30 protein-coding genes are annotated in these 23,369 nt (G+C 42.2%); 20 read left to right on the top strand and 10 right to left on the bottom strand.

Features of this window, described 5'->3' with window-relative positions; translation table 11 throughout:
• Positions 1–65: 65 nt before the first annotated feature.
• Both cofG and GQR42_RS02985 read left to right on the top strand, forming a co-directional pair.
• On the top strand, positions 66–953 hold the full coding sequence (gene cofG, locus GQR42_RS02990) for a 7,8-didemethyl-8-hydroxy-5-deazariboflavin synthase subunit CofG (protein WP_158198850.1): 888 nt from the start codon (positions 66–68) through the stop codon (positions 951–953).
• 406 nt (positions 954–1,359) lie between these two features.
• Positions 1,360–2,673 carry a cytosine deaminase gene (locus tag GQR42_RS02985; protein WP_158198849.1) on the top strand — a complete coding sequence of 438 codons (1,314 nt, stop codon included), beginning with the start codon at positions 1,360–1,362 and terminating at the stop codon, positions 2,671–2,673.
• On the opposite strand, the gene GQR42_RS02980 is transcribed toward GQR42_RS02985, so the two are convergent.
• Entirely contained in the window at positions 2,644–2,991 is a 348-nt protein-coding gene (locus GQR42_RS02980; protein WP_158198848.1) for a DUF952 domain-containing protein, read from the bottom strand. The two genes, GQR42_RS02985 and GQR42_RS02980, sit on opposite strands and share 30 nt — an antisense overlap.
• A 377-nt stretch (positions 2,992–3,368) precedes the next feature.
• On the opposite strand from GQR42_RS02980, the gene GQR42_RS02975 reads away from it, so the two are divergent.
• The 7 genes from GQR42_RS02975 (at position 3,369) to GQR42_RS02945 (ending at position 8,514) form a co-directional block, all read left to right on the top strand.
• A complete protein-coding gene (locus GQR42_RS02975; protein WP_158198847.1) occupies positions 3,369–4,655 on the top strand; it encodes an RNA-guided endonuclease InsQ/TnpB family protein in 1,287 nt (428 codons plus the stop codon).
• A gap of 40 nt (positions 4,656–4,695) precedes the next feature.
• Positions 4,696–5,691: an L-lactate dehydrogenase gene (locus GQR42_RS02970; protein WP_158198846.1), complete on the top strand. Its 996-nt coding sequence runs from the start codon at positions 4,696–4,698 to the stop codon at positions 5,689–5,691.
• Positions 5,692–6,096: 405 nt separating this feature from the next.
• Positions 6,097–6,456 (top strand): hypothetical protein, encoded by a 360-nt coding sequence (locus tag GQR42_RS02965; protein WP_158198845.1) that lies wholly within the window; start codon positions 6,097–6,099, stop codon positions 6,454–6,456.
• 257 nt (positions 6,457–6,713) lie between these two features.
• Entirely contained in the window at positions 6,714–7,289 is a 576-nt protein-coding gene (locus GQR42_RS02960) for a DUF433 domain-containing protein (protein WP_233271245.1), read from the top strand.
• Complete coding sequence (locus GQR42_RS02955) at positions 7,273–7,623, top strand: DUF5615 family PIN-like protein (protein ID WP_002771467.1); 351 nt, start codon at positions 7,273–7,275, stop codon at positions 7,621–7,623. Before GQR42_RS02960 ends, GQR42_RS02955 begins: the two co-directional genes overlap by 17 nt.
• A 256-nt stretch (positions 7,624–7,879) precedes the next feature.
• A complete protein-coding gene (locus GQR42_RS02950; protein WP_002771469.1) occupies positions 7,880–8,173 on the top strand; it encodes a DUF433 domain-containing protein in 294 nt (97 codons plus the stop codon).
• On the top strand, positions 8,170–8,514 hold the full coding sequence (locus GQR42_RS02945; protein WP_158198844.1) for a DUF5615 family PIN-like protein: 345 nt from the start codon (positions 8,170–8,172) through the stop codon (positions 8,512–8,514). Before GQR42_RS02950 ends, GQR42_RS02945 begins: the two co-directional genes overlap by 4 nt.
• Positions 8,515–8,647: 133 nt before the next feature.
• Here the strand turns inward: GQR42_RS02945 and GQR42_RS02940 are convergent, their stop codons facing one another.
• Together GQR42_RS02940 and GQR42_RS02935 are read right to left on the bottom strand one after the other, a co-directional pair.
• Positions 8,648–9,061 (bottom strand): hypothetical protein, encoded by a 414-nt coding sequence (locus GQR42_RS02940; protein ID WP_158198843.1) that lies wholly within the window; start codon positions 9,059–9,061, stop codon positions 8,648–8,650.
• Positions 9,054–9,275 (bottom strand): hypothetical protein, encoded by a 222-nt coding sequence (locus GQR42_RS02935; RefSeq protein WP_002784323.1) that lies wholly within the window; start codon positions 9,273–9,275, stop codon positions 9,054–9,056. The genes GQR42_RS02940 and GQR42_RS02935 overlap by 8 nt, the downstream gene beginning before the upstream one ends.
• Before the next feature lie 314 nt (positions 9,276–9,589).
• Here GQR42_RS02935 and GQR42_RS02930 point away from each other — a divergent pair, with 314 nt between their 5' ends.
• From GQR42_RS02930 to GQR42_RS02910, 5 genes are all read left to right on the top strand, one after another.
• Positions 9,590–9,865, top strand: a complete 276-nt coding sequence (locus tag GQR42_RS02930) for a hypothetical protein (protein ID WP_158198842.1) — start codon at positions 9,590–9,592, stop codon at positions 9,863–9,865.
• The gene (locus GQR42_RS02925; protein WP_158198841.1) at positions 9,862–10,227 is read left to right on the top strand and encodes a clan AA aspartic protease; all 366 of its coding nucleotides are present in this window, start codon (positions 9,862–9,864) and stop codon (positions 10,225–10,227) included. The genes GQR42_RS02930 and GQR42_RS02925 overlap by 4 nt, the downstream gene beginning before the upstream one ends.
• 506 nt (positions 10,228–10,733) lie before the next feature.
• Positions 10,734–11,078 carry a DUF433 domain-containing protein gene (locus tag GQR42_RS02920; RefSeq protein ID WP_371731329.1) on the top strand — a complete coding sequence of 115 codons (345 nt, stop codon included), beginning with the start codon at positions 10,734–10,736 and terminating at the stop codon, positions 11,076–11,078.
• Positions 11,075–11,470, top strand: a complete 396-nt coding sequence (locus tag GQR42_RS02915) for a DUF5615 family PIN-like protein (RefSeq protein ID WP_158198840.1) — start codon at positions 11,075–11,077, stop codon at positions 11,468–11,470. The genes GQR42_RS02920 and GQR42_RS02915 overlap by 4 nt, the downstream gene beginning before the upstream one ends.
• A gap of 370 nt (positions 11,471–11,840) precedes the next feature.
• Entirely contained in the window at positions 11,841–12,377 is a 537-nt protein-coding gene (locus tag GQR42_RS02910; RefSeq protein WP_158198839.1) for a hypothetical protein, read from the top strand.
• 25 nt (positions 12,378–12,402) lie between these two features.
• On the opposite strand, the gene GQR42_RS02905 is transcribed toward GQR42_RS02910, so the two are convergent.
• The 4 genes from GQR42_RS02905 to GQR42_RS02890 form a co-directional block, all read right to left on the bottom strand.
• The gene (locus GQR42_RS02905) at positions 12,403–12,738 is read right to left on the bottom strand and encodes a hypothetical protein (RefSeq protein WP_158198838.1); all 336 of its coding nucleotides are present in this window, start codon (positions 12,736–12,738) and stop codon (positions 12,403–12,405) included.
• Positions 12,739–12,805: 67 nt separating this feature from the next.
• The gene (locus GQR42_RS02900) at positions 12,806–13,075 is read right to left on the bottom strand and encodes a hypothetical protein (RefSeq protein WP_233271244.1); all 270 of its coding nucleotides are present in this window, start codon (positions 13,073–13,075) and stop codon (positions 12,806–12,808) included.
• Positions 13,076–13,402: 327 nt separating this feature from the next.
• A complete protein-coding gene (locus tag GQR42_RS02895) occupies positions 13,403–14,671 on the bottom strand; it encodes a glycosyltransferase (RefSeq protein WP_158198837.1) in 1,269 nt (422 codons plus the stop codon).
• Positions 14,671–16,413 carry an ABC transporter substrate-binding protein gene (locus GQR42_RS02890; RefSeq protein ID WP_158198836.1) on the bottom strand — a complete coding sequence of 581 codons (1,743 nt, stop codon included), beginning with the start codon at positions 16,411–16,413 and terminating at the stop codon, positions 14,671–14,673. Before GQR42_RS02890 ends, GQR42_RS02895 begins: the two co-directional genes overlap by 1 nt.
• 519 nt (positions 16,414–16,932) lie before the next feature.
• Here GQR42_RS02890 and GQR42_RS02885 point away from each other — a divergent pair.
• Entirely contained in the window at positions 16,933–18,822 is a 1,890-nt protein-coding gene (locus GQR42_RS02885; RefSeq protein ID WP_158198835.1) for an ABC-F family ATP-binding cassette domain-containing protein, read from the top strand.
• 29 nt (positions 18,823–18,851) lie between these two features.
• On the opposite strand, the gene GQR42_RS02880 is transcribed toward GQR42_RS02885, so the two are convergent.
• Positions 18,852–19,313 (bottom strand): hypothetical protein, encoded by a 462-nt coding sequence (locus tag GQR42_RS02880; RefSeq protein ID WP_158198834.1) that lies wholly within the window; start codon positions 19,311–19,313, stop codon positions 18,852–18,854.
• Positions 19,314–19,648: 335 nt separating this feature from the next.
• On the opposite strand from GQR42_RS02880, the gene GQR42_RS02875 reads away from it, so the two are divergent.
• The 5 genes from GQR42_RS02875 (at position 19,649) to GQR42_RS02855 (ending at position 22,311) form a co-directional block, all read left to right on the top strand.
• Positions 19,649–20,002, top strand: a complete 354-nt coding sequence (locus GQR42_RS02875; RefSeq protein ID WP_158198833.1) for a metal-sensing transcriptional repressor — start codon at positions 19,649–19,651, stop codon at positions 20,000–20,002.
• A 66-nt stretch (positions 20,003–20,068) separates the two neighbouring features.
• Positions 20,069–20,251: a 30S ribosomal protein S21 gene (gene rpsU, locus GQR42_RS02870; RefSeq protein ID WP_002738938.1), complete on the top strand. Its 183-nt coding sequence runs from the start codon at positions 20,069–20,071 to the stop codon at positions 20,249–20,251.
• A 217-nt stretch (positions 20,252–20,468) separates the two neighbouring features.
• Positions 20,469–21,122 carry a uracil phosphoribosyltransferase gene (upp, locus tag GQR42_RS02865; RefSeq protein ID WP_158198832.1) on the top strand — a complete coding sequence of 218 codons (654 nt, stop codon included), beginning with the start codon at positions 20,469–20,471 and terminating at the stop codon, positions 21,120–21,122.
• Positions 21,123–21,136: 14 nt separating this feature from the next.
• Entirely contained in the window at positions 21,137–21,424 is a 288-nt protein-coding gene (locus tag GQR42_RS02860) for a hypothetical protein (RefSeq protein WP_158198831.1), read from the top strand.
• 137 nt (positions 21,425–21,561) lie between these two features.
• Positions 21,562–22,311 (top strand): Uma2 family endonuclease, encoded by a 750-nt coding sequence (locus tag GQR42_RS02855; protein WP_158198830.1) that lies wholly within the window; start codon positions 21,562–21,564, stop codon positions 22,309–22,311.
• A 75-nt stretch (positions 22,312–22,386) separates the two neighbouring features.
• On the opposite strand, the gene GQR42_RS02850 is transcribed toward GQR42_RS02855, so the two are convergent.
• Together GQR42_RS02850 and GQR42_RS02845 are read right to left on the bottom strand one after the other, a co-directional pair.
• Positions 22,387–22,728: a DUF565 domain-containing protein gene (locus GQR42_RS02850; protein ID WP_158198829.1), complete on the bottom strand. Its 342-nt coding sequence runs from the start codon at positions 22,726–22,728 to the stop codon at positions 22,387–22,389.
• Between the two features lie 2 nt (positions 22,729–22,730).
• Positions 22,731–23,342 (bottom strand): DUF3611 family protein, encoded by a 612-nt coding sequence (locus tag GQR42_RS02845; protein ID WP_158202354.1) that lies wholly within the window; start codon positions 23,340–23,342, stop codon positions 22,731–22,733.
• Between the last annotated feature and the right edge of the window lie 27 nt (positions 23,343–23,369).

The raw sequence follows: 23,369 nt of genomic DNA, 5'->3' as shown, positions 1-23,369 counted from the left end.
TTCTTCCCACGATAGCAAATTTTCTCGCCCTTGAATGCTCGTAATGAACTGCAATTCCGAAAAAAATGTCAAGAATTGTCACCTATAGTCCCTCTCATACCCTTGTACCTACCTACGAGTGTTTCAATCGTTGCAGTTATTGTAATTTTCGCAGGGATTTAGGCACTGATGGTTGGTTAAGTCTAGACAAGGCCAAAGAGATTTTAACTGCTTTGCAGGGTTCGGAAATTACGGAAATTTTAATTCTTAGCGGGGAAGTTCATCCTTTAGCAGCCAATCGAGAGTTATGGTTTCGCCATATTTATAATTTAGGAGAATTGGCTTTAAATATGGGTTTTTATCCCCATACCAATGCGGGGATTTTAACTTTTGCCGAGATGGAAAAACTGAAAAATGTCAATCTATCTATGGGCATAATGTTAGAACAAATGACAGTGAATTTATTAAATACTGTCCATCGTCATGCCCCCAGTAAAGTGCCGTCCTTGCGCTTAGAACAGTTACAATGGGCGGGAGAATTAGCAATTCCTTTTACCACGGGGTTATTATTAGGAATTGGGGAAACGGAGTGCGATCGCTTAGTGACCTTAGAAACTATTGCCACTATTCATCAACGTTGGGGACATATTCAAGAAGTAATCCTACAACCCTACAATCCGGGTAAAAGAGAACAGTGGCAAAATAATCCTTTTGATCTGCAAAAATTGCCCGATCTGGTTAGGCAAGCTAGGGAAATTTTCCCCCCAGATATTGTCATTCAAATTCCCCCGAATTTAGTACCTGATCCTCTTTTTCTCTTGGATTGTTTAGCAGCAGGAGCGCGGGATTTAGGCGGTATTGGCATTATCGATGAAGTTAATCCCGATTACCTCCATTTACACCCCGATAAACTAAAGGAATTTTTAGCAATTTATGGCTGGGAATTAAAGCCGCGCCTACCGGTTTATCAGTAATCAGTAATCAGTAATCAGTGATCAGTAAACAGTAATCAGTAAACAGTGATCAGTGATCAGTAAACAGTAATCAGTGATCAGTAAACAGTAAACAGTAAACAGTAAACAGTAATCAGTAATCAGTAATCAGTAATCAGTGAAAAGATAGCACTTTTAATGCCATTTAACACTCCTTACTTAATACCGCTTAATTGATTATTAAGTAGGGAGGCACAATTATTTGTAGGATGGGTTAGCGCACTTCGTAACATGAGCGGGAGTTGGGTTTCATGCTTCAACCCAACCTACGTTCATCTTATATTTAATTCCACCCACCTACTTATTCATTCTTAATTCTCCTGACTACTGACTACTGACGACCGACTCCTAACCCTAACAACAATTTTTGATTTTTACCAGAGGTCTTATGATTCCCTCAAGCGAGCGCTACTGGCTCAAAAATGCTCATATTCCCGTTTCCCTCCTAGAGCAGGAGAGTTTTTCTCCCCAAACCGCCGAGGGATTAACCTTAGTTAATCTAGAAATTAATGACGGTAACATTAATCGCATCACCTCCACAATCTCCCCCGAAGACAATATTCCCGTCATCGACCTCAAAAAAAAGCTTGTTTTTCCTTGTTTTATCGATATGCACACCCATCTCGATAAAGGTCATAGTTGGCATCGTTGTCCTAACCATGATGGCACTTTTGACAGCGCCTTAAAAATGGCCCTAGAGGATTCTCGACGGGAGTGGCGCTTAGAGGATGTGTATCGTCGCATGGAATTCGGCGTTAAATGCAGTTATGCCCACGGAACCGCCGCTATTCGCACTCATATCGACTCTTTTGGTCAACAGGCACAGATTAGCTTAACCGCTTTGGGAGAATTGCAACGACAATGGGCCGGTAAAATCACCCTGCAAGCGGTTTCTCTAGTTTCCCTTGACTACTATCAAACCTCCGAGGGAGCGGCCTTAGCCGATAAAATTGCCGAATTTGGGGGCATATTAGGGGGAGTAGCCTACAAAAATCCTGATTTACAGGCACAAATTGATATTGTCTTCAAATTAGCCCAAGAAAGGGGTTTAAATCTCGATTTTCATCTGGATGAAAATGGCGATCCCGATTCTACCTGTTTAGCAGCGATCGCCCGTACTGCTATCAAAGAGCAATTTTCTGGACAAATCATCTGTGGTCACTGTTGCAGTTTAGCGGTACAATCCCCTGAAATAATCCAAGAAACCCTAAATTTAGTCAAAAATGCGGGCATTGCTATCGTTAGCTTGCCGATGTGCAATCTTTACCTACAGGATCGTCAAGAGGAAAAAACCCCCTTTTGGCGCGGGACAACTAAGATAAAAGAGATGAAAAAAGCGGGAATTCCGGTTGCTTTTGCCAGTGATAACTGTCGCGATCCCTTTTATGGTTTTGGGGATCACGATGGGTTAGAAGTCTTTACCCAAGCGGTGCGGATTGCCCATCTCGATGCACCCTACGCTGACTGGGTAAATAGTGTCACCCTCACACCAGCAAATCTGCTCGGATTGCCCCATTTAGGGCGCATTAAGACGGGTCTAGAGGCAAATTTGTTAATTTTCAAGGCTCGCTACTTTAGCGAGCTATTATCGCGACCACAGTGGGATCGCCTCGTGATTCGGCGCGGGTTGAGCATCGATACTACTCTCCCCGATTACCAAGAGTTAGATGATTTAGTTCTGGGAATTGATGAACTCCTGTAGGGGTTTGACAAAAACCACCGATTCTAGGTTGATAGCACCGTAAATATGGGGAAAGGTCTCTTTTTCTAGCTCTAAAGTGGCATTTTCTGGGTTAGGATGTTGGGGCTGCTCCCATTTAACCGGGGACTGCAATTGTTCGAGAGAAATGGCTAAAACCAGCAAATCTGGCTGATTTTGATAAAAAGCGGCCACAACTTTCGGAATTTGTTCTAAGGTGGAGCAATGGATAAATCCCTCATTTTTTAGGGAATACGCCCGATATTCCCCCATTTCACGAGCTATTTGCCAACCTCTTTCTGTAGTGATGTGATAGATCATCGGTTCGCCTCCTACTGTCACTTTATCCCTAATTTTAGGATATAGCCTGAAGCTGTCAGCGGCCCTCAATTCTCTTAAACTAGGGGTCAGGGAATCAAAGACAAGAAATTTGTCCGACCACTGACCAGAAAAAAATGGCCGATAATGGCCTCAAAATCTCTTTATAGTCTCCTTTTACCTGATATTAACCATTTCCCTTTAAAATGAGCTTACCTAAAATGTCGGATGAATGCCCCCGCTACATTTTTCGACAAGATACTCAGCTTTGCGGGGGATGAAATCCGACCAGAATATCAACCGCGGAGCATCGGTTTAATTCCATCATCTGTGGGTAAACTGTGTTATACTTAACTCAGCCAAGGGTCGAGGATTGTTAGATGTTAGTCGTAGAAGCCAAGCTAAAAAACGGAACACCAGAGCAATATCACCAGCTTGATGAAGCTATCAAAACTTCTCAGTTTGTGAGTAACTCTTGTGTTCGTTATTGGCGGTCAAATCAAGGGACAACCCGCAATGATCTCCAAAAGCTTTGTGCTGTACTAGCTAACAATAAAGAGACCCCATGGGTTAATAAATTAAACTCACAAGCTCGTCAATCGGCTGCTGATAGAGCCTGGCAATCAATTAGTCGATTTTATCATAATTGTCATGCTAAGATACCAGGGAAAAAAGGTTTTCCTCGGTTCAAAAAGCATAGCCGTTCGGTTGAGTATAAACTAACGGGATATAAACTATCTGATGATCGACGTAAAATCAGATTTACTGATGGTTTTAAAGCAGGAGAATTTGATTTATGGTGTAGTCAAAAGACATTAGTTTATTATTCAGAGCAACAGATTAAACGGGTAAGAGTTGTTAGACGTGCCGATGGTTATTATTGTCAGTTTTTGATTGACGTAGAACGGCAAGAATACCATAAACCAACGGGACAAATAACAGGAATTGACTTAGGGTTAAAGGAATTTTATACCGATGCCCAAGGCAATACCGTAGAGAATCCACGTTATTTAAGAAAGTCAGAAAAACGACTTCAAAAAGCACAAAGGAGATTATCAAAACGGTTCCGTCAAGGAAAGAAACAGTCTAAAAACTATCACAAGCAACGGATAAAAGTAGCTAAACTTCACTTGAAAGTATCAAGACAACGTAAAGACAAAGCAATTAAAGATGCTTTGGCGTTAGTCCAGTCTAATGATCTGGTAGTCTATGAAGCTTTAAAGGTAAGAAACTTAGTCAAAAACCGTCAGCTTGCCAAGTCGATTTCTGATGCTTCTTGGTATCAATTCACTGAATGGTTGAATTATTTTGCCAAGATTTATCGGATTGTTTGTATTGCTGTACCACCGCATTTCACTTCTCAAGATTGTTCAGTTTGTGGAACGAGAGTTCAAAAATCATTAAGCACTAGAACTCATCAATGTCCCAATTGTCAAACAGTCTTAGATAGGGATCATAATGCAGCAATAAATATTCTTAAAAAAGGGTTACAATATTTGGGAAATTATCTCAACGGTACTGTTGGGCAAACAGAAACCGACCCAAACGCCTTGGGAGAGTCCGGTCTCTGGATTCTTAATGGAGACATTGAGAATCTAAGCTGTCTCGTTGAACAAGGAATTTCTAACAGCAATGTAGAAAGAATCCCCCGTCACAGCGTAGCTTGACGGTGGGAGTATGTCAACGAGCCAGTAACTGCAAAAATCTATGCTAGATAAAATATTTACTCCCAATCCCTACGCTGAACAACCTGCTCCTCTGCGTCCTCGCAAGGGGGTAATTATCGGTGTTGGTCAGGTGGGGATGGCCTGCGCTTACTCGATGTTAATTCAAGACTGTTTTGATGAATTAATTCTGCAAGATATCGCCACGGATAAAGTCGAAGGGGAAGTGATGGATTTAAGGCACGGAATGCCTTTTATTGAACCCACAGACTTGAAAATGGGAACCGTGGCCGATGTGGGACAAAATGCCGATGTGGTGATTATTACTGCCGGGGCCGCCCAAAAAGAGGGAGAAACCAGATTACATCTCCTTGAGCGAAATGTGGCGATTTTTCGCCATATTCTTGAGGATGTGGCTGTTTACTGCCCCAGTGCTTTAATTTTGGTGCTGAGTAATCCCGTTGATATCATGACCTATGTTACCCTGAAAATAACCCATTTTCCGCCTTCTAGGGTGATTGGTTCGGGTACGGTGCTAGATTCTGCCCGTTTACGCTCTCTTTTATCCACCCAACTCCATGTAGATGCGCGTAACGTCCACGCTTATATTATCGGTGAACACGGGGATAGTGAGCTTGCGGTCTGGAGTTCGGCTAATATCGGAGGAGCAAGGTTATTAGAAGGAGATTGGCAGGATTTAAGCGCAACCGACCAAGAAAGCTTAACAGAAATTTTTCTTCAGGTTAAAAACGCCGCCTATGAAATTATCAAACGCAAGGGTTATACTAGCTATGCGATCGGTTTAGCTACCACGGATATTGTGAAAGCGATTTTACGTTCCCAAGAAAGAATTCTCACTATTAGCACTCTCCTCGATGGTCAATACGGTCTCAAAGATGTGTGTTTAAGTATTCCCTCGGTGGTTAACGAGAAAGGAGTGATTAAAACCCTGAATCTTGCCCTCAGTCCCAGAGAAACGGAACAGTTACATAATTCGGCCAAAATTATGCGCGATTTAATCGATCAACTCGAAATTTAACTTAGGGTTTCCTGAATAAATCTCAAAACATTGTTGGGTAAGAATTTTAGATTTTTTTGCCCTCAAAAAGTGTCGACCATAAGAGCGAACAAGGGGAAATTTTTGGCACTTTTTCCCCGAAAATTAGGTAATTGTGGGGTGGACTGAAGCAATTAGTCCTACACTTCCCGAAAAGTCTATTTTATTTCAGCTTGTTGTTAGGAATCTAATTAAAAGAGGTTGTTTAATCTGGCTAATACGCTTTTGGTTATGATACGCGGAAAAGTTCTGGCGATGGTGCTAAAATGGGGTGGTATGCCGAGAGTTTTTACATATCGTTACTCTGAGGATTGTTATTCGGAAATTTTCTGTATAATCAATGGTTAGTCCCACAAAGCAATTACCTCTGAACCACAGGAGAAATCAATGGAGACAGATGAAGTTATCGCTCTTCTAGATAAGCATAAATACATAGTTGAGTCATACGTACTCGTTCGAGAATTGAAAATTCTCCTAAATGTAGGAGCAGTCCACTTTTATCCCAAAATTAGAATCAAGATTTGGAAAAGTAGCGTAAATTCAAGGGAGCCATTTCACTTTACAGTCAGTCATAACGTACATACGCCAACACAATTTGGCCCATATTATCCATCAGTAGCTCAGGCAGTAACTGAGTCACAAGCTATTCACAGTGCTATCTCAGCAATCACAACGTTCTTGGTTAGTGCGATTAATGAAGGTCATGAACCAAGTGACGACTGGCTAGTTCCAAATGAAGATTTTTAACTCATGTTAATTTGAGAATATAAATTTGAAAAGAGCCGCTCTGGTAGGGTGTGTTAATGAAATCTAACACACCTCTTTTTTCTCTAGTCAAACTATTTTTGACTAATCTCGAATGCTAAGTCGTATCTGTAAAAACAAACATCAAAGGCAAGAAAGAAGTTCATCTGTGCTAACGTTTGCAGAAAAGGTTTTTAGATTTATCCAGCAAACCCTAATTAGCGATAAAATGGCTGTGATATTCAAATTTGACCTGTTATATGACTAATCACTCAGAAGTTGAGTCGGCTATTAAGCAACTGCCAGAGAGTGAAGTCCGCGCTCTGGCAAACTGGCTTCAAGACTATCTTGATGAGATGTGGGATAGACAAATTGAAGCGGACCTAGCATCGGGAAAATTAGATCGCCTCATCGCTCAGGCAGAAGAGGATATGGCAACCAACAACGTCAGATATCCCGATGAAGTCCTTCGCAACACCCCAGCCAAATTCCAAGTAACTTCTCCTCCTTTTCGTTGGGATGAAGCGGGAGGTATCCGTATAGGTTCGAGCCGAGTAACTCTCGATAGCATACTTGCCTCATACCACAACGGCTCCACTCCTGAAGAAATCGCTATTCAGTTTTCAGTTCTTCGTTTGGAAGATATATACAGTGCCATTGCTTATTATTTAAATCACCGTCAGGAAATTGACAGTTATTTGGAACAACGCGACCAACAAGCTCAACAACTGAGACAACAACTAACCCAAAAACACAACTTAGTCGATTTAAGACAGTGCTTGCTTGCTCGTTATCAGTCAAAAAGAGAGTCGAGGCAAAGTGCGCCTTCTAACTGACGAAAATTTTAATGGAGCCATCTTGCGTGGACTGGTGAGGCGTTTACCTGAATTGGATATAATTCGCGTCCAAGATGTAGGACTGATGAACACTGACGATCCAGATATTTTAGAATGGGCAGCTAATGAGGGACGCATCCTGCTCACCCATGATGTAGCCACTATTACGATGTATGCCTACAATCGTGTCAATCAAGGACTACCTATGACTGGAGTTGTTGAGGTGATCTCAAAAGCACCCATTGGTAAGATTCTTGATGATTTAGAACTATTTATTTGTTGTAGTGAACCTGAAGAATATGAAGGTCGGGTTCTTTTCATTCCTTTCGCTTGATGCAATCTCTATCATTTTCTACTCCAGAAATCTAAGTGACCTAACCGTTAGACCGCAAGACCGAAACTAAGTCAGTGTCGAGAGGAACATTTATGAAAATTAGATTTCTTTACCGCGTAGTTTCCATCAGAGTCTTAGGTTAGGTTGCCGAAAAAACATCTAGCCTAGGATTCCTCTAGCCACTGGATTGCGTGATCAAGTCATGTCTGTCCCTTACTAAAATAGAATCAGCGATTTCCCGAAGGGACCTAATTCCATGACGATTATCACTCTTTCACGTTATGTCACCAGAAACAATGAGATTTTAGGTGGAGAGCCAATTATTGAAGGCACTCGCACATCTATTCGCGCAATCGTAGGTCTGTGGCGATTAGGTGTGATGCCAGAGGAAATTCCAACTCATTTACCTCATTTGACCTTAGCACAAGTGTTCGATGCCTTGAGTTTTTATTTGGATCATCAAGCGGAAATTAACGAGTACATTGAGCGTAACCAAGTCCCCGATGAGTTGGTGCATCCTTCTGTAAAGGCAGCTTTGGGTGAGCTATGAGCATATTTGCTTCGCTTTACATGGACGAAGATATGTCGGCGTTAGTTGCAACACTTCTGCGTTCTCGTGGTTTAGATGTCACCACTGTTCCTGAGCAGTCAACTTTGGGTAAAACTGACAGCGAACAATTAGAATTTGCAGCTTCTTTAGGTAGATGTCTTGTAACCCACAACCGGGTTGATTTTGAACGATTGCATCTTCAATTCATAGAGGAAGGCAGAGAACATTGTGGAATTATTGTTGTCCCTCAGAAAACTGCCTACGAGGTCGTGCAACGGGTTGGTATTTTAGTTAACACTTTGACTGTTGATAGTATTAATAATCAGTTACTATACGCATGATTTCTCCGCAAACTTACACTCTAAGCACAAGCCAGCTAACAAGTTGATGAAGCGGCAATGTTCTAGTTCATCCATCGCCGCTCTGGTAGGGTGTGTTAATGAAATCTAACACACCTCTTTTTCTCTAGTCAAACTATTTTTGACTAATCTCGAATGCTAAGTCGTATCTGTAAAAACAAACATCAAAGGCAAGAAAAAAGTTCATCTGTCCTAGTATTAGCGGCGCATATTTATCTTGTGTCCAAGCAAAGGCTAAATCTACGGTGGGGAATTGCTCAACAGTGGCTTTAACAACCAATGCACGAGCTTCAAATCTAGCTAAATTACTTCCTAATGGCAGAGATAGCCTTTGATTTTCCCAGACTGCACCTAAAGCTAAACCCATTTCATAGGGCAACACATTAACACTAGAGCCAGTATCCAAGAGACCCGAAACATTCAAGGATTGACTTTGATAAGTTAATGTCAATGGTAAATAAGGAAGCGCACTTAATGCACCAAGACTAGGATCTACCTCAGTGAAAGCAAATCTTACCTTATTAGCCATGAGTCAATTCTTGTTTCTCTTTTAATGCTTGAGCAAGAATGGCGGCAGCCTCAAAAGAGTCATGTAAACCTTGTCTAGGGAGATCATCTTGAATAGACATCGGGACAATACCAGAATCCTTGAGCAACTCGGCTACAAGAAAGTTAAGTAATAAGAGCTTATCGGAGTAAGACAATTGCTTTAGTAGGGGCGCAAATTGAGTAGTTGTCAGCATGGATTCAAGAAAGTTACGGATTTTGACTTTCTGCACTTTGTCTGAGTATAACACCACCTTTGCGCTAATCCCTGCCCCAAAAGCAGGCTAACTTTGCCCTTGGACAGAAATTACAGCGATCGCTGTAGGGTGCGTTCCCTAATGTGGCTCCTACTGCTCCACTAATAGATTTTTGGGGAACGCACCATGCACATTTAACTGAGCAGAAAACGGGTTTCTCGGAGAAACCCGTTTTCTGTGCCTTACTCAACGGATTTAGTATGAGATATTATAGAGAGGTCTCCAGAAGTCAAATCGCCATCGGGAGTTAGTATATGCAAGCAATCCTTTTAAGCCGTGAAGAAGTTGCTCAACGTGCAGAGAAACTGTACGAAAGCAGCATCCGCCAAGAGGTGGAAGTTGAAGAAAACATTGGCAAGATGGTCATCATTGACATTGAAACAGGTGACTACAAAGTTGATAAAAATGGCTTACACGCTGCTGACTTATTGAGCGAGAAACACCCCCATGCTCGACTCTTTGGGATCAAAATTGGCTACAACGTTGCTGCCGCTTTTGGTGGCGGTATTATGGAGCGTGTAGTTAAGTGATTTCAGGTATTGTGGCTAATGGACACCCGATCATCACTATCCCATTTCGGATTCCAAATCGCGCTGACTTTCCGATTGAGTTTGTAGTAGATACAGGATTTACAGATGAGCTTTGTTTACCACCCGAAGCAGTAGCATTACTGAATCTTCCTTTCAGGTACGATATGCGTGCGAATTTAGCAGACAACAGCCAAGTAATGCTGCCTCTTCACAAAGCAATTATTATCTGGAATGGTGAGGAGCGAGAAACTCGTGTATTTGCAACGGGGCGGCGACCTTTGGTTGGAACTGCTTTGTTAGATAGTCATGAGCTTGTGATCCAATTTACGGAAGGTGGGTTGGTAACAATTGACGAATTGTAGTTCTCAGCATTAGCGCAAACGCAGGCTAAGTTGTATCTGTAAAAACAGACATCAAAGGCAAGAAAGAAGTTCATCTGTCCTAAGGTTGGCAGAAAAGGTTTTTAGATTTATCCAGCAAGCCCTAATTAACGATAAAATGGCTGTAATCTTCAAATTTGACCTGTTATATGACTAATCGCTCAGAAGTTGAGTCGGCTATTAAGCAACTGCCAGAGAGTGAAGTCCGCGCTCTGGCAAACTGGCTTCAAGACTATCTTGATGAGATGTGGGATAGACAAATTGAAGCAGACCTAGCATCGGGAAAATTAGATCGCCTCATCGCTCAGGCAGAAGAGGATATGGCAACCAACAACGTCAGAGATCTCGATGAAGTCCTTCGCAACCGTCGGCCTGTGGGTGGGGCAGTACAAGAGATAATAACCGAAACCTCCAGAGATACCGATGAAGTCCTTCGCAACACCCCGGCCAAATTCCAAGTAACTTCTGCATCAAATGAACAAACCGCTATAATCCGTACAGAGCGAGGACTGACAATCGCAGGAACCCGCATCACCCTCTATGATGTGATGGATTATGTGACTGCTCAATATCCACCTAAGTTCATTCAGGGATTATTTGATCTGACGGAAGAGCAAATTAATACCGCCTTGGCTTATATTGAGGCTCATCGTGCAGAGGTAGAAGCTGAATACCAGCAAGTTCTCAAAGAGGCTGAAGAACTCCGACAATACTATGAAGAGCAAAATCGTGAGCGAGTTGCTCGAAGTGCTACGCAACCACCTAAGCCAGGCTCCGAGGCTGCTTGGGAAAAGCTTCGAGTGGCTAAGGCAAAGCGTGAGTCCAAAGTATGATTTTTTTGATCGATCACAATCTCAAAGGTCATGCCTTGGTTTGGGTTGGTGCGATCGCAACTCAGGGCTGGCTTGATATCGTCCCGATTCAGTTCGTCACGTTTGCAGAAATGGATTTATCAATCGATAGTGATGACAGGACGGTTTGGAGACTTGCTCAAAAGAATCAGATGATTTTGCTTACCGCTAATCGCAGTATGAAGGGGAAAGATTCCCTAGAACAGGTCCTGCGTGAGGAAAATACCTCAGAATCATTGCCTGTGATCACCATTAGCAATGCTGATCGGCTTTTGAATGATTCCGAATATCGAGGTCGGTGTGCTGAAAGTCTTGTGGAAATTGTGCTTGATATTGATACCTATCGAGGTGCGAGGCGAATCTTCATTCCATGATATTGTCGTTTACGCTTAAGGGTTAAGGCGATCGCACTGCGACCGCCTGTTCTGGTCAGCTTGTATGTAAAGTTTTATGTACGGATTCAACATTTCTGAAAATGATGTTATAATCCCACCTATTCCACTTAGTAAGCTGTACTGAATTTAAACTGGGTATGGGAAATTTGAGGACAAATGCTCAAACTACCTCGACCCATCTCCGGCGCTCCGGTGCTCCCTTGCAGTCTTAACGAGTAATACTAAATCCGTTGAGTATAGGCTATTGATGAGAACAGGCAACAGGCAACAGGCAAAAGGGGCAATAGATAATCAGTCTTTAATAACCAGATTTAGTATAATTTAGATAGTCAACGCCTTACCATTAATCATGGATGAACCGATAGATATTGAAGTAGTTAGAACTGAAGCACTAAGAAAGCTGGGTAGAAATATAGTTAATTTTTCAAAGATTGAAGGTACTTTAAAGTATCTACTTTCAGTTAGTCAGATCGACGGATTATCAACATCAACTCGTCACCGGTTCGTTGACAATTATGAGAGATTTCGTAAGCACACATTAGGTGTGCTAGTTCGGAAATTACATGACACTGTGCTAGTTGATGATAGTCAGTCTAAACCTCAACTAGACTCTTCTGAGTTAGGTATGTCTTTGTCATTTAAGGTTACTTATAGTGACTCAGATTTCTTAAATGCTCAGAAACAGGCTCTCTCAGACATTGTGCTGGAACGAAACAAGTTGATTCATGAATATTTAGCGCCACTCGATACTAGCTCTATAGAAGACTATTACAAGTTAATCAGTCTTTTAGATGAACAAAACCCTCGATTATTAGCTCATCTTGAAGAGCTTGGGTGGATGCTAACCTCATTTATAGATCTGGTAGGGTGTGTTAATGAAATGTAACGCACCTCTTTTTTCTCTAGTCAAACTATTTTTGACTAATCTCGAATGCTAAGTCGTATCTGTAAAAACAGACATCAAAGGCAAGAAAGAAGTTCATCTGTCCTAGTATTAGCGGCGCATATTTATCTTGTGTCCAAGCAAAGGCTAAATCTACGGTGGGGAATTGCTCAACAGTGGCTTTAACAACCAATGCACGAGCTTCAAATCTAGCTAGATTACCTCCTAATGGCAGAGATAGCCTTTGGTTTTCCCAGACTGCACCTAAAGCTAAACCCATTTCATAGGGCAACACATTAACACTAGAGCCAGTATCCAAGAGACCCGAAACATTCAAGGATTGACTTTGATAAGTTAATGTCAATGGTAAATAAGGAAGCGTACTTAATACCCCAAGACTAGGATCTACCTCAGTGAAAGCAAATCATACTTTATTGGCCATGAGTCAATTCTTGTTTCTCTTTTAATGATTGAGCAAGAATGGCGGCAGCCTCAAAAGAGTCATGTAAACCTTGTCTGGGGAGATCATCTTGAATAGACATCGGGACAATACCAGAATCCTTGAGCAACTCGGCTACAAGAAAGTTAAGTAATAAGAGCTTAGGGACTTGCGTAGGAATAATATCCCAGCTTTGAAAATCGCTCTGTAGAAGAACCAGACCAGCCAGATGGCAGATTATCAAAGCGCAAGTCCCTAACATCTCGAAGGCTCTCCCCCTACTTAGGGTGATCAGCAAACCCCCGCAGCGTGGAGGGCGCAAGCATTGCGCCCCTACAGTAACGGATTTTGTCCACAATGTAGGGGCGAACTGCGTTCGCCCAAAAGGTACATTATCAAAGCGCAAGTCCCTTATCGGAGTAAGACAATTGCTGTAGCAGGGGCGCGAATTGAGTAGTTGTCAGCATGGATTCAAGAAAGTTACGGATTTTGACTTTCTGTACTTTGTCTGAGTATAACACCACCTTTGCGCTAATCCCTGCCCCAAAAGCAGGCTAACTTTGCCGTTAGATAGAAAGCACAGAAATGTTCAATCTAATAGGACGGGTTGGCCGGTAGCAATGGCTTTTTCGACGATATCGGCGGCCATTTTGACTCCTCCAGTCTTCTGCAGCGCTTTTTGCAGTCTGAGGGCATTTTCTCGGTAACTGGGGAAGGATAACACCTTTTCAATCGCCTTTCGTAAACGGGGAACTTCTAGACGGGAAATCGGAATCACTTCCCCTGTCCCCGACCATTTTATCCGAGCAGATACCCCCGGTTGGTCGTTAGCGATGGGAATGGCCACCATCGGTACAGCTTGGGCAAGGGATTCTAGGGTAGTATTTAAGCCTGCGTGGGTGATAGTAAGAGAAGCTCTGGTTAAAAGCTCTAATTGGGGAGCGTAGGGAACAACTAGGGCGTTTTTGGTCGTTATTTGAATGTTAGAGTCGCTATTGCCCAAGGATAAAACTAATTGTACCGGTAAATCGGCACAGGCTTCGGCGATCGCATTAAAGGCCGATTGTAGGCGATTTTGAATTGTACCGAGGGAAGCATAAATCAAGGGTTGTCCGGTTAATTTTTCGTAGGGAAAAGGAATCGTTTTTCTAGTGGAGGAATCGTGAAAGGGACCGGTAAAGTGAAAGTGAGCGGGTAAATTTGACCGAGGAAACTCGAATTCGGCAGGTTGTTGGCTAATTTGGGCAAGGGGAGAATAGCGTTGATTGATGTTTTGATAGGGAATTAACCCCCATTCTTGACGCTGCTGGTTGATTAACTCATTCAGGGGACGAGTCAGAGAGTCAAGGAGTTTATAGCCAAGTTTATTGCGAATAACCCCGATAAATGAGGGATTATAGTCCCAAGTGGTCATAAAGGGCGGAATAAGCGGATCACGATTTAAAACCAATGCCGAACAAAAACTGATAAAGGGAATAGCTAATTTTTCTGCGATTGTACCCCCTGAGGCGGAGACTTGATCGACAATTAGGGCATCAATTCCCAAGCGACGCATCTCTTGCGGGATAGTTTCAAAGAGGGTCGCTGTAGAATCAGTTACTAATTCTACCGTGCGTCGGACGGCGGCTGTTCCCCGTAATTGACCAATTTCGGCTAAACTTTTGGCTGATGTGCCTTTCGGATATTTGTTGGGTGCAATTGCCTGAAAATCTAAGCCGGCTGCTTGCACCATTTCTTCACCATCAAGAGTTAAAAAACAGGTAACTTGATGACCGCGTTTTTGTAACTCTTTTCCTAAAGGTAGAAGAGAATAAATATGTCCAGAGGTTGTAGGACAGAGTAAACCAAAATGAGTCATTAAACACCTCCACAGGTTTTCTTTAATTCTTCTAGATTCCAGAATGCACCACCCAAGGCGGAGAATTGTATTCCTTCAAAGCAGTTACGCACAGCCCCCAAAGCGAGGGGATTAACTAGATAAATAAACGGGACGTATTCCTGTTGAAGTTGTTGAATTTCATTATAGATAACTTTGCGCTTCTCAAAGTCTAATTCTTGGGAACCTTTGACGTATAAATCGGCGATTTTTTTCTCCCAATCCGCCGCTTGCCAGCCTTGAATTGCTGGGCTGCCGGGTTGAGGTTGTTGGTTAAAAGCGTGGAGATTTCCATCTACATACCAAATATTAGGGGCGTGGGGTTCATTATCACCAGTAAAACCTAAAATATGTGCTTCCCAATCGAGACTATTACTCAGTTTATCAACTAAATTGCTAAAAGCGATCGCTTGAAAATCCACTTGCATTCCTATGGCGGCTAAATCATTTTTAATTTGCGCCCCTATTGCTTCCCGGATTTTATTTCCTGCATTAGTAATCAGGTTAAATCGAACGGGATTATTATCAGCATCGACTAGCAGATTATCACTAATATACTTAAATCCTGCCTCTAATAATAATTCTTTGGCTTTTTCGGGATTGTAATCGTAACCTTTCAGGGTTTGATCGTAAAAAGGCGATTGGATAGAAATAAAAGAATTTTGTTCTTGTCCCAATCCTCGATAGATATCATCAATCATTCTTTGACGATTAATTCCGTAGGCAATAGCTTGGCGGAAATTTAAGTTATTAAACCACCTAGATTTAATCGCATCTACTAGGGGTTTTCCGTCGCGTTTTCCTTGGTTGAGATTAAAACTGATAAATTGGGTTCCGTAGGCAGGTCCCCCATTAAAAATAGTGAAATTACCTCTTTCTTCTTCGGTTTTTAAGAGGGAGAAAAATTCAGGAGTTACCCCAATAGAATCTAAACTTCCCGATCGAAATTGCAGTAAAGTTGTATCCTGAGATTCAACAATTGCCCAAATTACCGAAGTTATATGGGGTAATTGTTGTCCCTGGGCATCTTTTTTCCAATAGTAAGGGTTATTCTCAAAAATAATCCTTTGTCCCGTTATATATTCTTTTAGTTTATAAGCACCATTAAAAACAATTTTATCGGGAGGAGTATCTAACCCCCAAGTGGAGAGAAATTCTAACCTACCATCGGGGCTTTTTTTCTGAATAGTTTTATCTAAAGCGTGTTTAGGTAAAATCGGTGAACTGACAGCATCTAAAAAAGGGGCAAAAGGTTCGGGTAGTTTAAATTCGATTCTGCGATTATCTAGTTTAGTGATCACCGGGAATTCTTTTTTTAATCCTATTCTTAAACTATCGCGGTAGTTGTTGGGAATATCAGGATTTAGATATAATTCCTTATAGGTAAAAACCACGTCATCAACGGTTAAGGGTTGACCATCCGACCATTTTAAACCCTCTCTCATAGTAAAAATAATGCTCAAATTATCATCGGAAATTGTCCAAGACTCTGCCAAGACCGGTTCTTTTTTGCCAGTAATGGGATTTTCTGTTAAGAGTCCTTCGTAGGTTAAACCAAAAATATTCGGGGATTCGGCCGATAAAACAGCATTAAAGGTTTTTGGGTCACTTAATACCGATATGACCACTTGATTTAGTCTAACTTGATTACCACAAGCAGTTAGGGAAATCAGCAATAAACAAGAAATCAAAAATACCGTTAATCTCCGCCAAAATTTCACCATAGTCTTTAATATTTTCCCTCAAAATTATTGTATCGTCTCTCCGTTCCCTGTTCCCTTGCCTCCACAATTAACTTTACTTTTGTCCTGCTACTTAGAGGTACGGCGTTTCTCATAAGTGCGAAATGTTTAGGCATCAAATAAGGTTGAAACACCTGAAATAACCGCCTAGTCAAGTTTTTCAGCATAACTGTTTTTATGTCCCGACGTTCTGTATCAGAACCACACAAAAACTAGGTAAGGGGACTCAAGGTCAATATACTTTGCAATAAACTTTAATAATTTATCACACAGGTGAGAGTAACGGCGATCAAGAAATCACAACTCTGGGATGGAAGCGGGGAACGGTATCGAGATCAGGGACTGGGGGAGATTTAGCTAATCCAAGGATAGGTGGTTAAAATGCGTCTTAGCTTAAAACCCCACACCCCAGGAAAAACTTTTTCAGCAGACCCTACTTTAATCTATCCCTTGCATTAGTCCAGACATTACACTAGAAAAGAAGGATTATTCTAGGGAATCATGACACTGCTGACGGTTCGATCGCTCAAAAAAGACTTCGGTATCAAGGAAATTCTCAAAGATGCCAGTTTTAGTCTCGATGATTGGGATAAAGTCGGCCTGATCGGTACGAATGGATCGGGAAAATCGACCCTATTGAAAATGATCGCCGGATTAGAAGCGATCGATGGTGGCGAAATTCAAATCAATTCAGGGATGAAAATCGTCTATTTACCCCAGCAACCCGATCTAGACGACGATAAAACGGTTTTAGAGCAGGTTTTCGCTGATAGTGGCGAAAGCATGACTTTAATCAAGGAATACGAGGAATTGTCCGATCGCCTTGTCCATGAGCCAGAAAATCTGGATACTATTATGGAACGTTTGTCAAGGGTTTCGCAACAAATTGATAAACTTGCCGCCTGGGATTTAGAAACCAATGCTAAAGTTATTTTAAGTAAACTGGGCATCGATAATTTTAATGCTCGCGTGGGAGATTTATCGGGGGGATATCGCAAAAGAATCGCCATCGCTACCGCACTTTTAGCCGATCCTGACTGTTTATTGATGGATGAACCCACAAACCATTTAGATGCGCTTTCCGTGGAGTGGTTACAGAGTTATTTGTCCCGTTTTCGGGGAGGATTATTATTAATTACTCACGATCGCTATTTTCTCGATCGAGTGACTAATCGTATCATTGAAATCGATCGAGGAGATTTATATACTTATGGGGGAAATTACGCTTATTTTTTAGAAAAAAAAGCTTTAGCGGAAGAATCGATCGCCAGTAGTCAACGCAAACACGCGGGAGTTTTACGACGGGAATTAGAATGGTTATCCCGGGGACCAAAAGCGCGCAGTACCAAACAAAAAGCGCGGATCGATCGCATTCAGGCAATGGGGACTAAGGAATTTAAACAGGTGGAGGGAAAAGTCGATATTGCCACCGCAGGAAGACGCATCGGCAAAAAAGTTATTGAAGTAGAAAAGCTCTCGAAAGCTTACGGAGATCGCACTTTAATTAAAGATTTTACCTATATTTTTACTCCCGAAGATCGCATCGGTGTTATTGGCAGTAATGGGGTAGGAAAATCTACTCTCATGGATATTATTACCGGGAAAATTCTCCCCGATTCAGGCACGGTTGACATCGGTTCCACTATTCATATTGGTTACTTCGATCAACAATCCGATGATCTCAATATCAATGAAAATCAAAGAGTGATCGAATATCTGAAAAGTGTGGCCGAATTAGTCAAAACTCTAGACGGTAGCGTCATCACCGCTTCCCAGATGTTAGAAAAATTTCTCTTTCCTCCCGATCAACAGTATGCACCAATTTATAAACTTTCTGGAGGAGAAAGACGACGCTTATTTTTACTACGAGTTTTGATGAGTGCGCCTAATGTTTTAATCTTAGATGAACCCACCAATGATCTCGATGTGCAGACTTTAGCAATTTTAGAAGAATATTTAGAGGACTTTAACGGTTGTGTGATTGTCGTTTCCCATGATCGCTATTTTCTCGATCGAGTAGTTGATACTATTTTTGCTTTTGAAACTGGGGGTAATATCCGTCAATATCCAGGTAATTATTCCCTTTATCTCGATCAGAAAAAAGAGGAGGAGGAACCAAAAGAAAAAAAAGTCACCCCAAAAACTGTTAAAGCTTCCCCGTCACCTGTCAATAAGAAAATCTCTTTTAAAGAGAAAAAAGAATACGAAGATATCGAAAAACAAATACCAATTTTAGAAGCAAGAAAAACTGAAATTGAACAGGTACTTTATGGAGAACCCCTAGAAGATTTTACCAAAATAACCGCTCTGACCGAAGAATTGGCTCAATTGACTCAAAAAATTGATAATTTAACCGATCGCTGGTTAGAATTAGCAGAAAAATTAGGCTAGAATGATCCCTATTTTTCCGATCAATTTAGTTAAAACTGAGTGATAATTTCTGGTGAATCATCCTCATCCATGACCAGATCTACCGACTCCACCCGCAAGAGTGCCAAATTATCGTTAACCACCCCTTGAAGATAGATTTCCCCCATCCCTTCACCCCCCAGATCGATCGAGCCGAAAACTTGACCAGTTTTGGTATTAAAATTAAACTGAAAATAATTAGCCGAGGAAATTCCCTCGCTGACATTATCGTATTTAGCGATCTCTTGACCACTATTATCATAAAAAGATACTTGAAAATTTTCTAAAACTTGCGTTTTTCCCGAACCTTTTTCCGAAAAGATAGTCGGGGCCGTTTTTTCATCATAACTGAAAGAACCTTTAGCTGTATAGCCTTGATTTCCCAACCATTGAAAATCGATCGTCGCTGCTAAAACTCCTTGGCTATTCATGTTAGCAACTAAAAGCCAAGCTAATAGTAAAGTCAATATCATCTTTTTCCTGGTCAATCTGAACTATAGTAGGTTATTTCAGTTATCAGTGATCAGTCACCACAGCTGGTTTTCGGCAGCTTGAAATCAGAAAGACTTTAATTTTCTTCCCCTTGCAAGGGGAGAATTGTTACTGGGTGCATCTCAATTTTGTCGAAATATCTATATTACATCTTGGGCGCACACGATGCGCCCCTACCATTGGAAAATAACATTATTTTGTAGGGGCGACTTGCATTGACCCCTGAACGGAAATTTAAACTGGACAAAACCATCCTAGGGGCTGGGGTTCGCAACTGTGGCACACTAGAGAGTAGAACTGAATTGACAGTAAACCCTTGACTAATCAAATTACCCCTTTCGACCCCCTTCACAACCACGACGAGACGGGACATGACCACGAGTTAAAAGGGACTCCCCACGTCCATAGCGAAGCTTCCCTGAAGCAAATTATTAACCGTCTCTCGCGGATCGAAGGACATATTCGCGGCATCAAGACGATGGTATCGGAAAATCGTCCCTGTCCTGAAGTTTTGATGCAAATTGCCGCTATTCGCGGGGCGATTGATCGCGTCGCCAGAATTATTCTCGACGAACATCTGAGCGAATGTATTGCCCGGGCTGCCCAGGAAGGTAATATCGAGACAGAAATTGAAGAATTAAAGGCCGCCTTGGATCGCTTTTTACCCTAGATTGTGCTATAATGAGAAGTTGGCATTTTTTAGGCAGAGAGCAATTACAGGAGGTGAATTAGGTTAATGACCCAAGTGGTAGTTGGTCAGAACGAGGCGATCGAATCAGCCCTGCGTCGTTTTAAGCGACAGGTAGCGAAAGCGGGAATTTATGCGGATATCAAAAAGCATCAATTTTTTGAAACCCCTCAAGAAAAGAGAAAGCGTAAAGCAGTAGCCCGGAGACGACAAAGAACCCGTCGTCGTTAAAATTCCCCAAGTCAGAAGCCGCTCGCAAGCTTCTGGCTTGCTTTTTATTTTAACCTAGTTTTGGGTGTTAGGGGTGTAGGGTGTGGGGAGAAGGGAGAAGGGAGAAGGGAGAAAAAAGCTGATTACTGATTACTGATTACTGATTACTGATTACTGACTCCTGAAGGCTTTTTCCCTTAAGATAAAGTTTAGCCCTCGATCGAGTTCTAGTGTTTTCATGGTTTTACAACTGCGCGTCTATGTTCCCGAACATCCTCTAGTTAAGCATTGGCTGGCGATCGCCCGCGATCAAAATACCCCCTCGGTACTGTTTAAAACAGCGATGACGGAACTAGGCCGCTGGTTAACCTACGAAGCAGCACGGCAATGGTTGCCGACACTGGAAACTAGCGTTAAAACCCCTCTAGCAGAATGTCCGGCTACTTTTATCGATCCTAGCGTACCGATCGCCGTAGTCCCGATTTTACGGGCAGGATTAGCCCTGTTGGAAGGGGCGCAAAGCCTTTTACCCCTAGCTAGTACCTATCACCTCGGTTTAGCCAGAAATGAGGAAACCCTAGAGGCGAGTTGTTATTTAAATAAATTACCGGCCAGTTTTGATCCGGCCACGAGAGTCTTAATTCTGGAACCGATGTTAGCCACGGGGGGATCAATTTCAATGGCAATGGCAGAAATTACCAGCAGAGGCGTTGATCCTGCCCTGATTCGCCTGATTTCCGTGGTGGCTGCTCCGCCAGCTTTACAGAAATTGAGTCAAAATTATCCCAGTTTGAACATCTATACGGCTATTATCGATGAAGGATTAAATAGCCGCGGTTACATCGTGCCGGGATTGGGCGATGCCGGCGATCGAGCTTTTGGAACCTATTAGGAGAAAAACGGATTATGAGTCAGCGAGATGGGTTTACGGGCGGTTTTTTAGCCGGTGCGATTGTCGGTGGTTTAGTGGGCGGTGTTTTGGGGACAGTGTTGGCTAATCGCAGCCGTCGCAGTTTAGGAGATGGTGATAATCAAGCTTTTTTGGAGGGGAGCCGCAATGGGCGCTTGACTCCAGAGGAAGGCATGGAAATGGCCCGCCGCAGTTTAGAAGATAAAATTGCCCAGTTAAATCTAGCGATCGATGATGTGCGTCAACAGTTAGGATCGGTACAGGAAAACGGCAGTGATCATTAAATAGGGCTGGCTGAATAAATCTAAAAATCTTGTTGCATAAGCTCTGCCCGCGCATTTAAATTGCTTGTTGAGATGAGGCAAGGGGCAAGATTTTCCGTTAAAATTAGCAGTAATCAAACACCACGCTTGCAGGAGCTATGGTTAACCTCACCTATAACAAAAATCGCCCTCTTCCCAGCGCCGAAGAATTACCATCTTCCGACGAAACTCCAGTGGACAATCAGTTACAGAATGATATTCCCAATCTGCTGCTAAGTTTATTAGCCTCAATTTGGGCCGGTCGAGATGATTGGTATTTTGGGGTAGATATGGCTGTCTATTATAATCCAGACGAACCAGCTTTTGTCCCCGATGGTTTCTTAGCAGTTGGAGTCAACCATGATACGGGAGAAAGAGGCCGGTTAAGCTATGTTTTGTGGGGAGAAAAGTACATCTTACCGATTTTGTTTTTAGAGGTGATTTCCGAGAAGTATAATAGTGAATATGAGGAAAAATTCTTAAATTACCAAAGCCTGGGGATTCAGTATTATGCAATATACAATCCTTTCAGTGGCAGAAGAGGAAGATTTAAAAACCGACAAAGATTAGAAGTATATAAATTAATCTCAGGAAAATATCAACTTCTAGAGAGTGAGAATAATCGAGTTTGGTTGCCTGAAATTGGCTTGGCACTAGGTTACGAAAAAGGAGAACATATTGCTTGGTATCGGGAATGGTTATACTGGTATGACAAGTCAGGAAATCGCTATCTAACGGCAGCGGAAAGAGCGAACCAGGCTGAGGCGATCGCATCTCAAGAACGCTTGGCTAAACAAGAGGCTGAACAAAGAGCCACAAGGCTGGCTGAACGGCTGAGATTGCTTGGAATTAACCCCGATGAAATGTAAGAAAAGTGCTGTTAGAAATCGCACAAAAATAACAGTTAGGATCGGTACAGGAAAACGGCAGCGAGCATTAAATATTTAAGAGCCAATTTTAAAGGCCTCTAGAAATAAACTATAGGTGACACCAATTTTTAGTAAATTGAAAGATTCTCGCAGAATCGGTGCGGGTTTAGCCTGAGAACTTTGTCGGTAAACAATCCGGCTAATCGCCTCTGTAAACAGCACTAATAAACCAGCAGCCGTGACATCCCATTGGGCAGTTTGCCCAGCAGTGGTGACAATTGCTTGACCGGCAAAAGTTCCAAATAAAACACAAATTATCCGTAGGGAAATCCGCCGCCAAGGATTGCTAAAAAAGCTATTAAATCGACTGCTGGTGACATTAGCCAGCGTACTTAAACGAGTGCGTTGCATGGCCATATTTATTTAGAAGTAATACGATTAAGAAGCCACAAAGAAGTAACGATACCGGTAAAGTGAGCGAGAATTGTATTAGTATTAGCCTGCACAATTAACAGGTCAACAGAATTAACAAATTGACTGGGGTTAGAGGCAACATTAAAAGTACCTTGGGGAACATTGAGGGATTTAATTAAGACGATTCCCGCTAAAGCTTGCGCCCCCAAAATCGTTAAAAACATCCCGATAATATTAGCGATTAAACCCTGACGGATTAACTGAATAGTATCGGATTTTTTCGGGCGACTATCTTGATCACCCCTCAACATTTGACGGGCAATTTTCATGTAACGAGAAGAAAAGAAAATGGCAACCACCAAGAAACAAGCTCCACCAATGGCACACAAAACACCGATTTCAATGCCAGAAGTGCGTTGTCTCGTCCCTAATAAACTAGCGGTAGCAATGAGTAATAAAACCCCTGAAATCACGCCTAGGACAATCTGCGTCCAAAAACCGATTCTTCCCTGACGTAAAAGGATATTAGCAGCCCGTTGGACGGCCGGAGGCAAGGAATAAAGATCAGAATCTCTAGTGGTGGATATATTGGTAATTTCTGATTGTTTGTCTCTCATCGGGGTTAAGCTAGGGTTGGGTAAATC

Source organism: Microcystis aeruginosa FD4, assembly GCF_009792235.1.
GTDB classification, from domain to species: domain Bacteria; phylum Cyanobacteriota; class Cyanobacteriia; order Cyanobacteriales; family Microcystaceae; genus Microcystis; species Microcystis viridis.
Note: the sequence above shows the minus strand (reverse complement) of the source record. Positions and strands in the feature narration are given on the sequence as shown.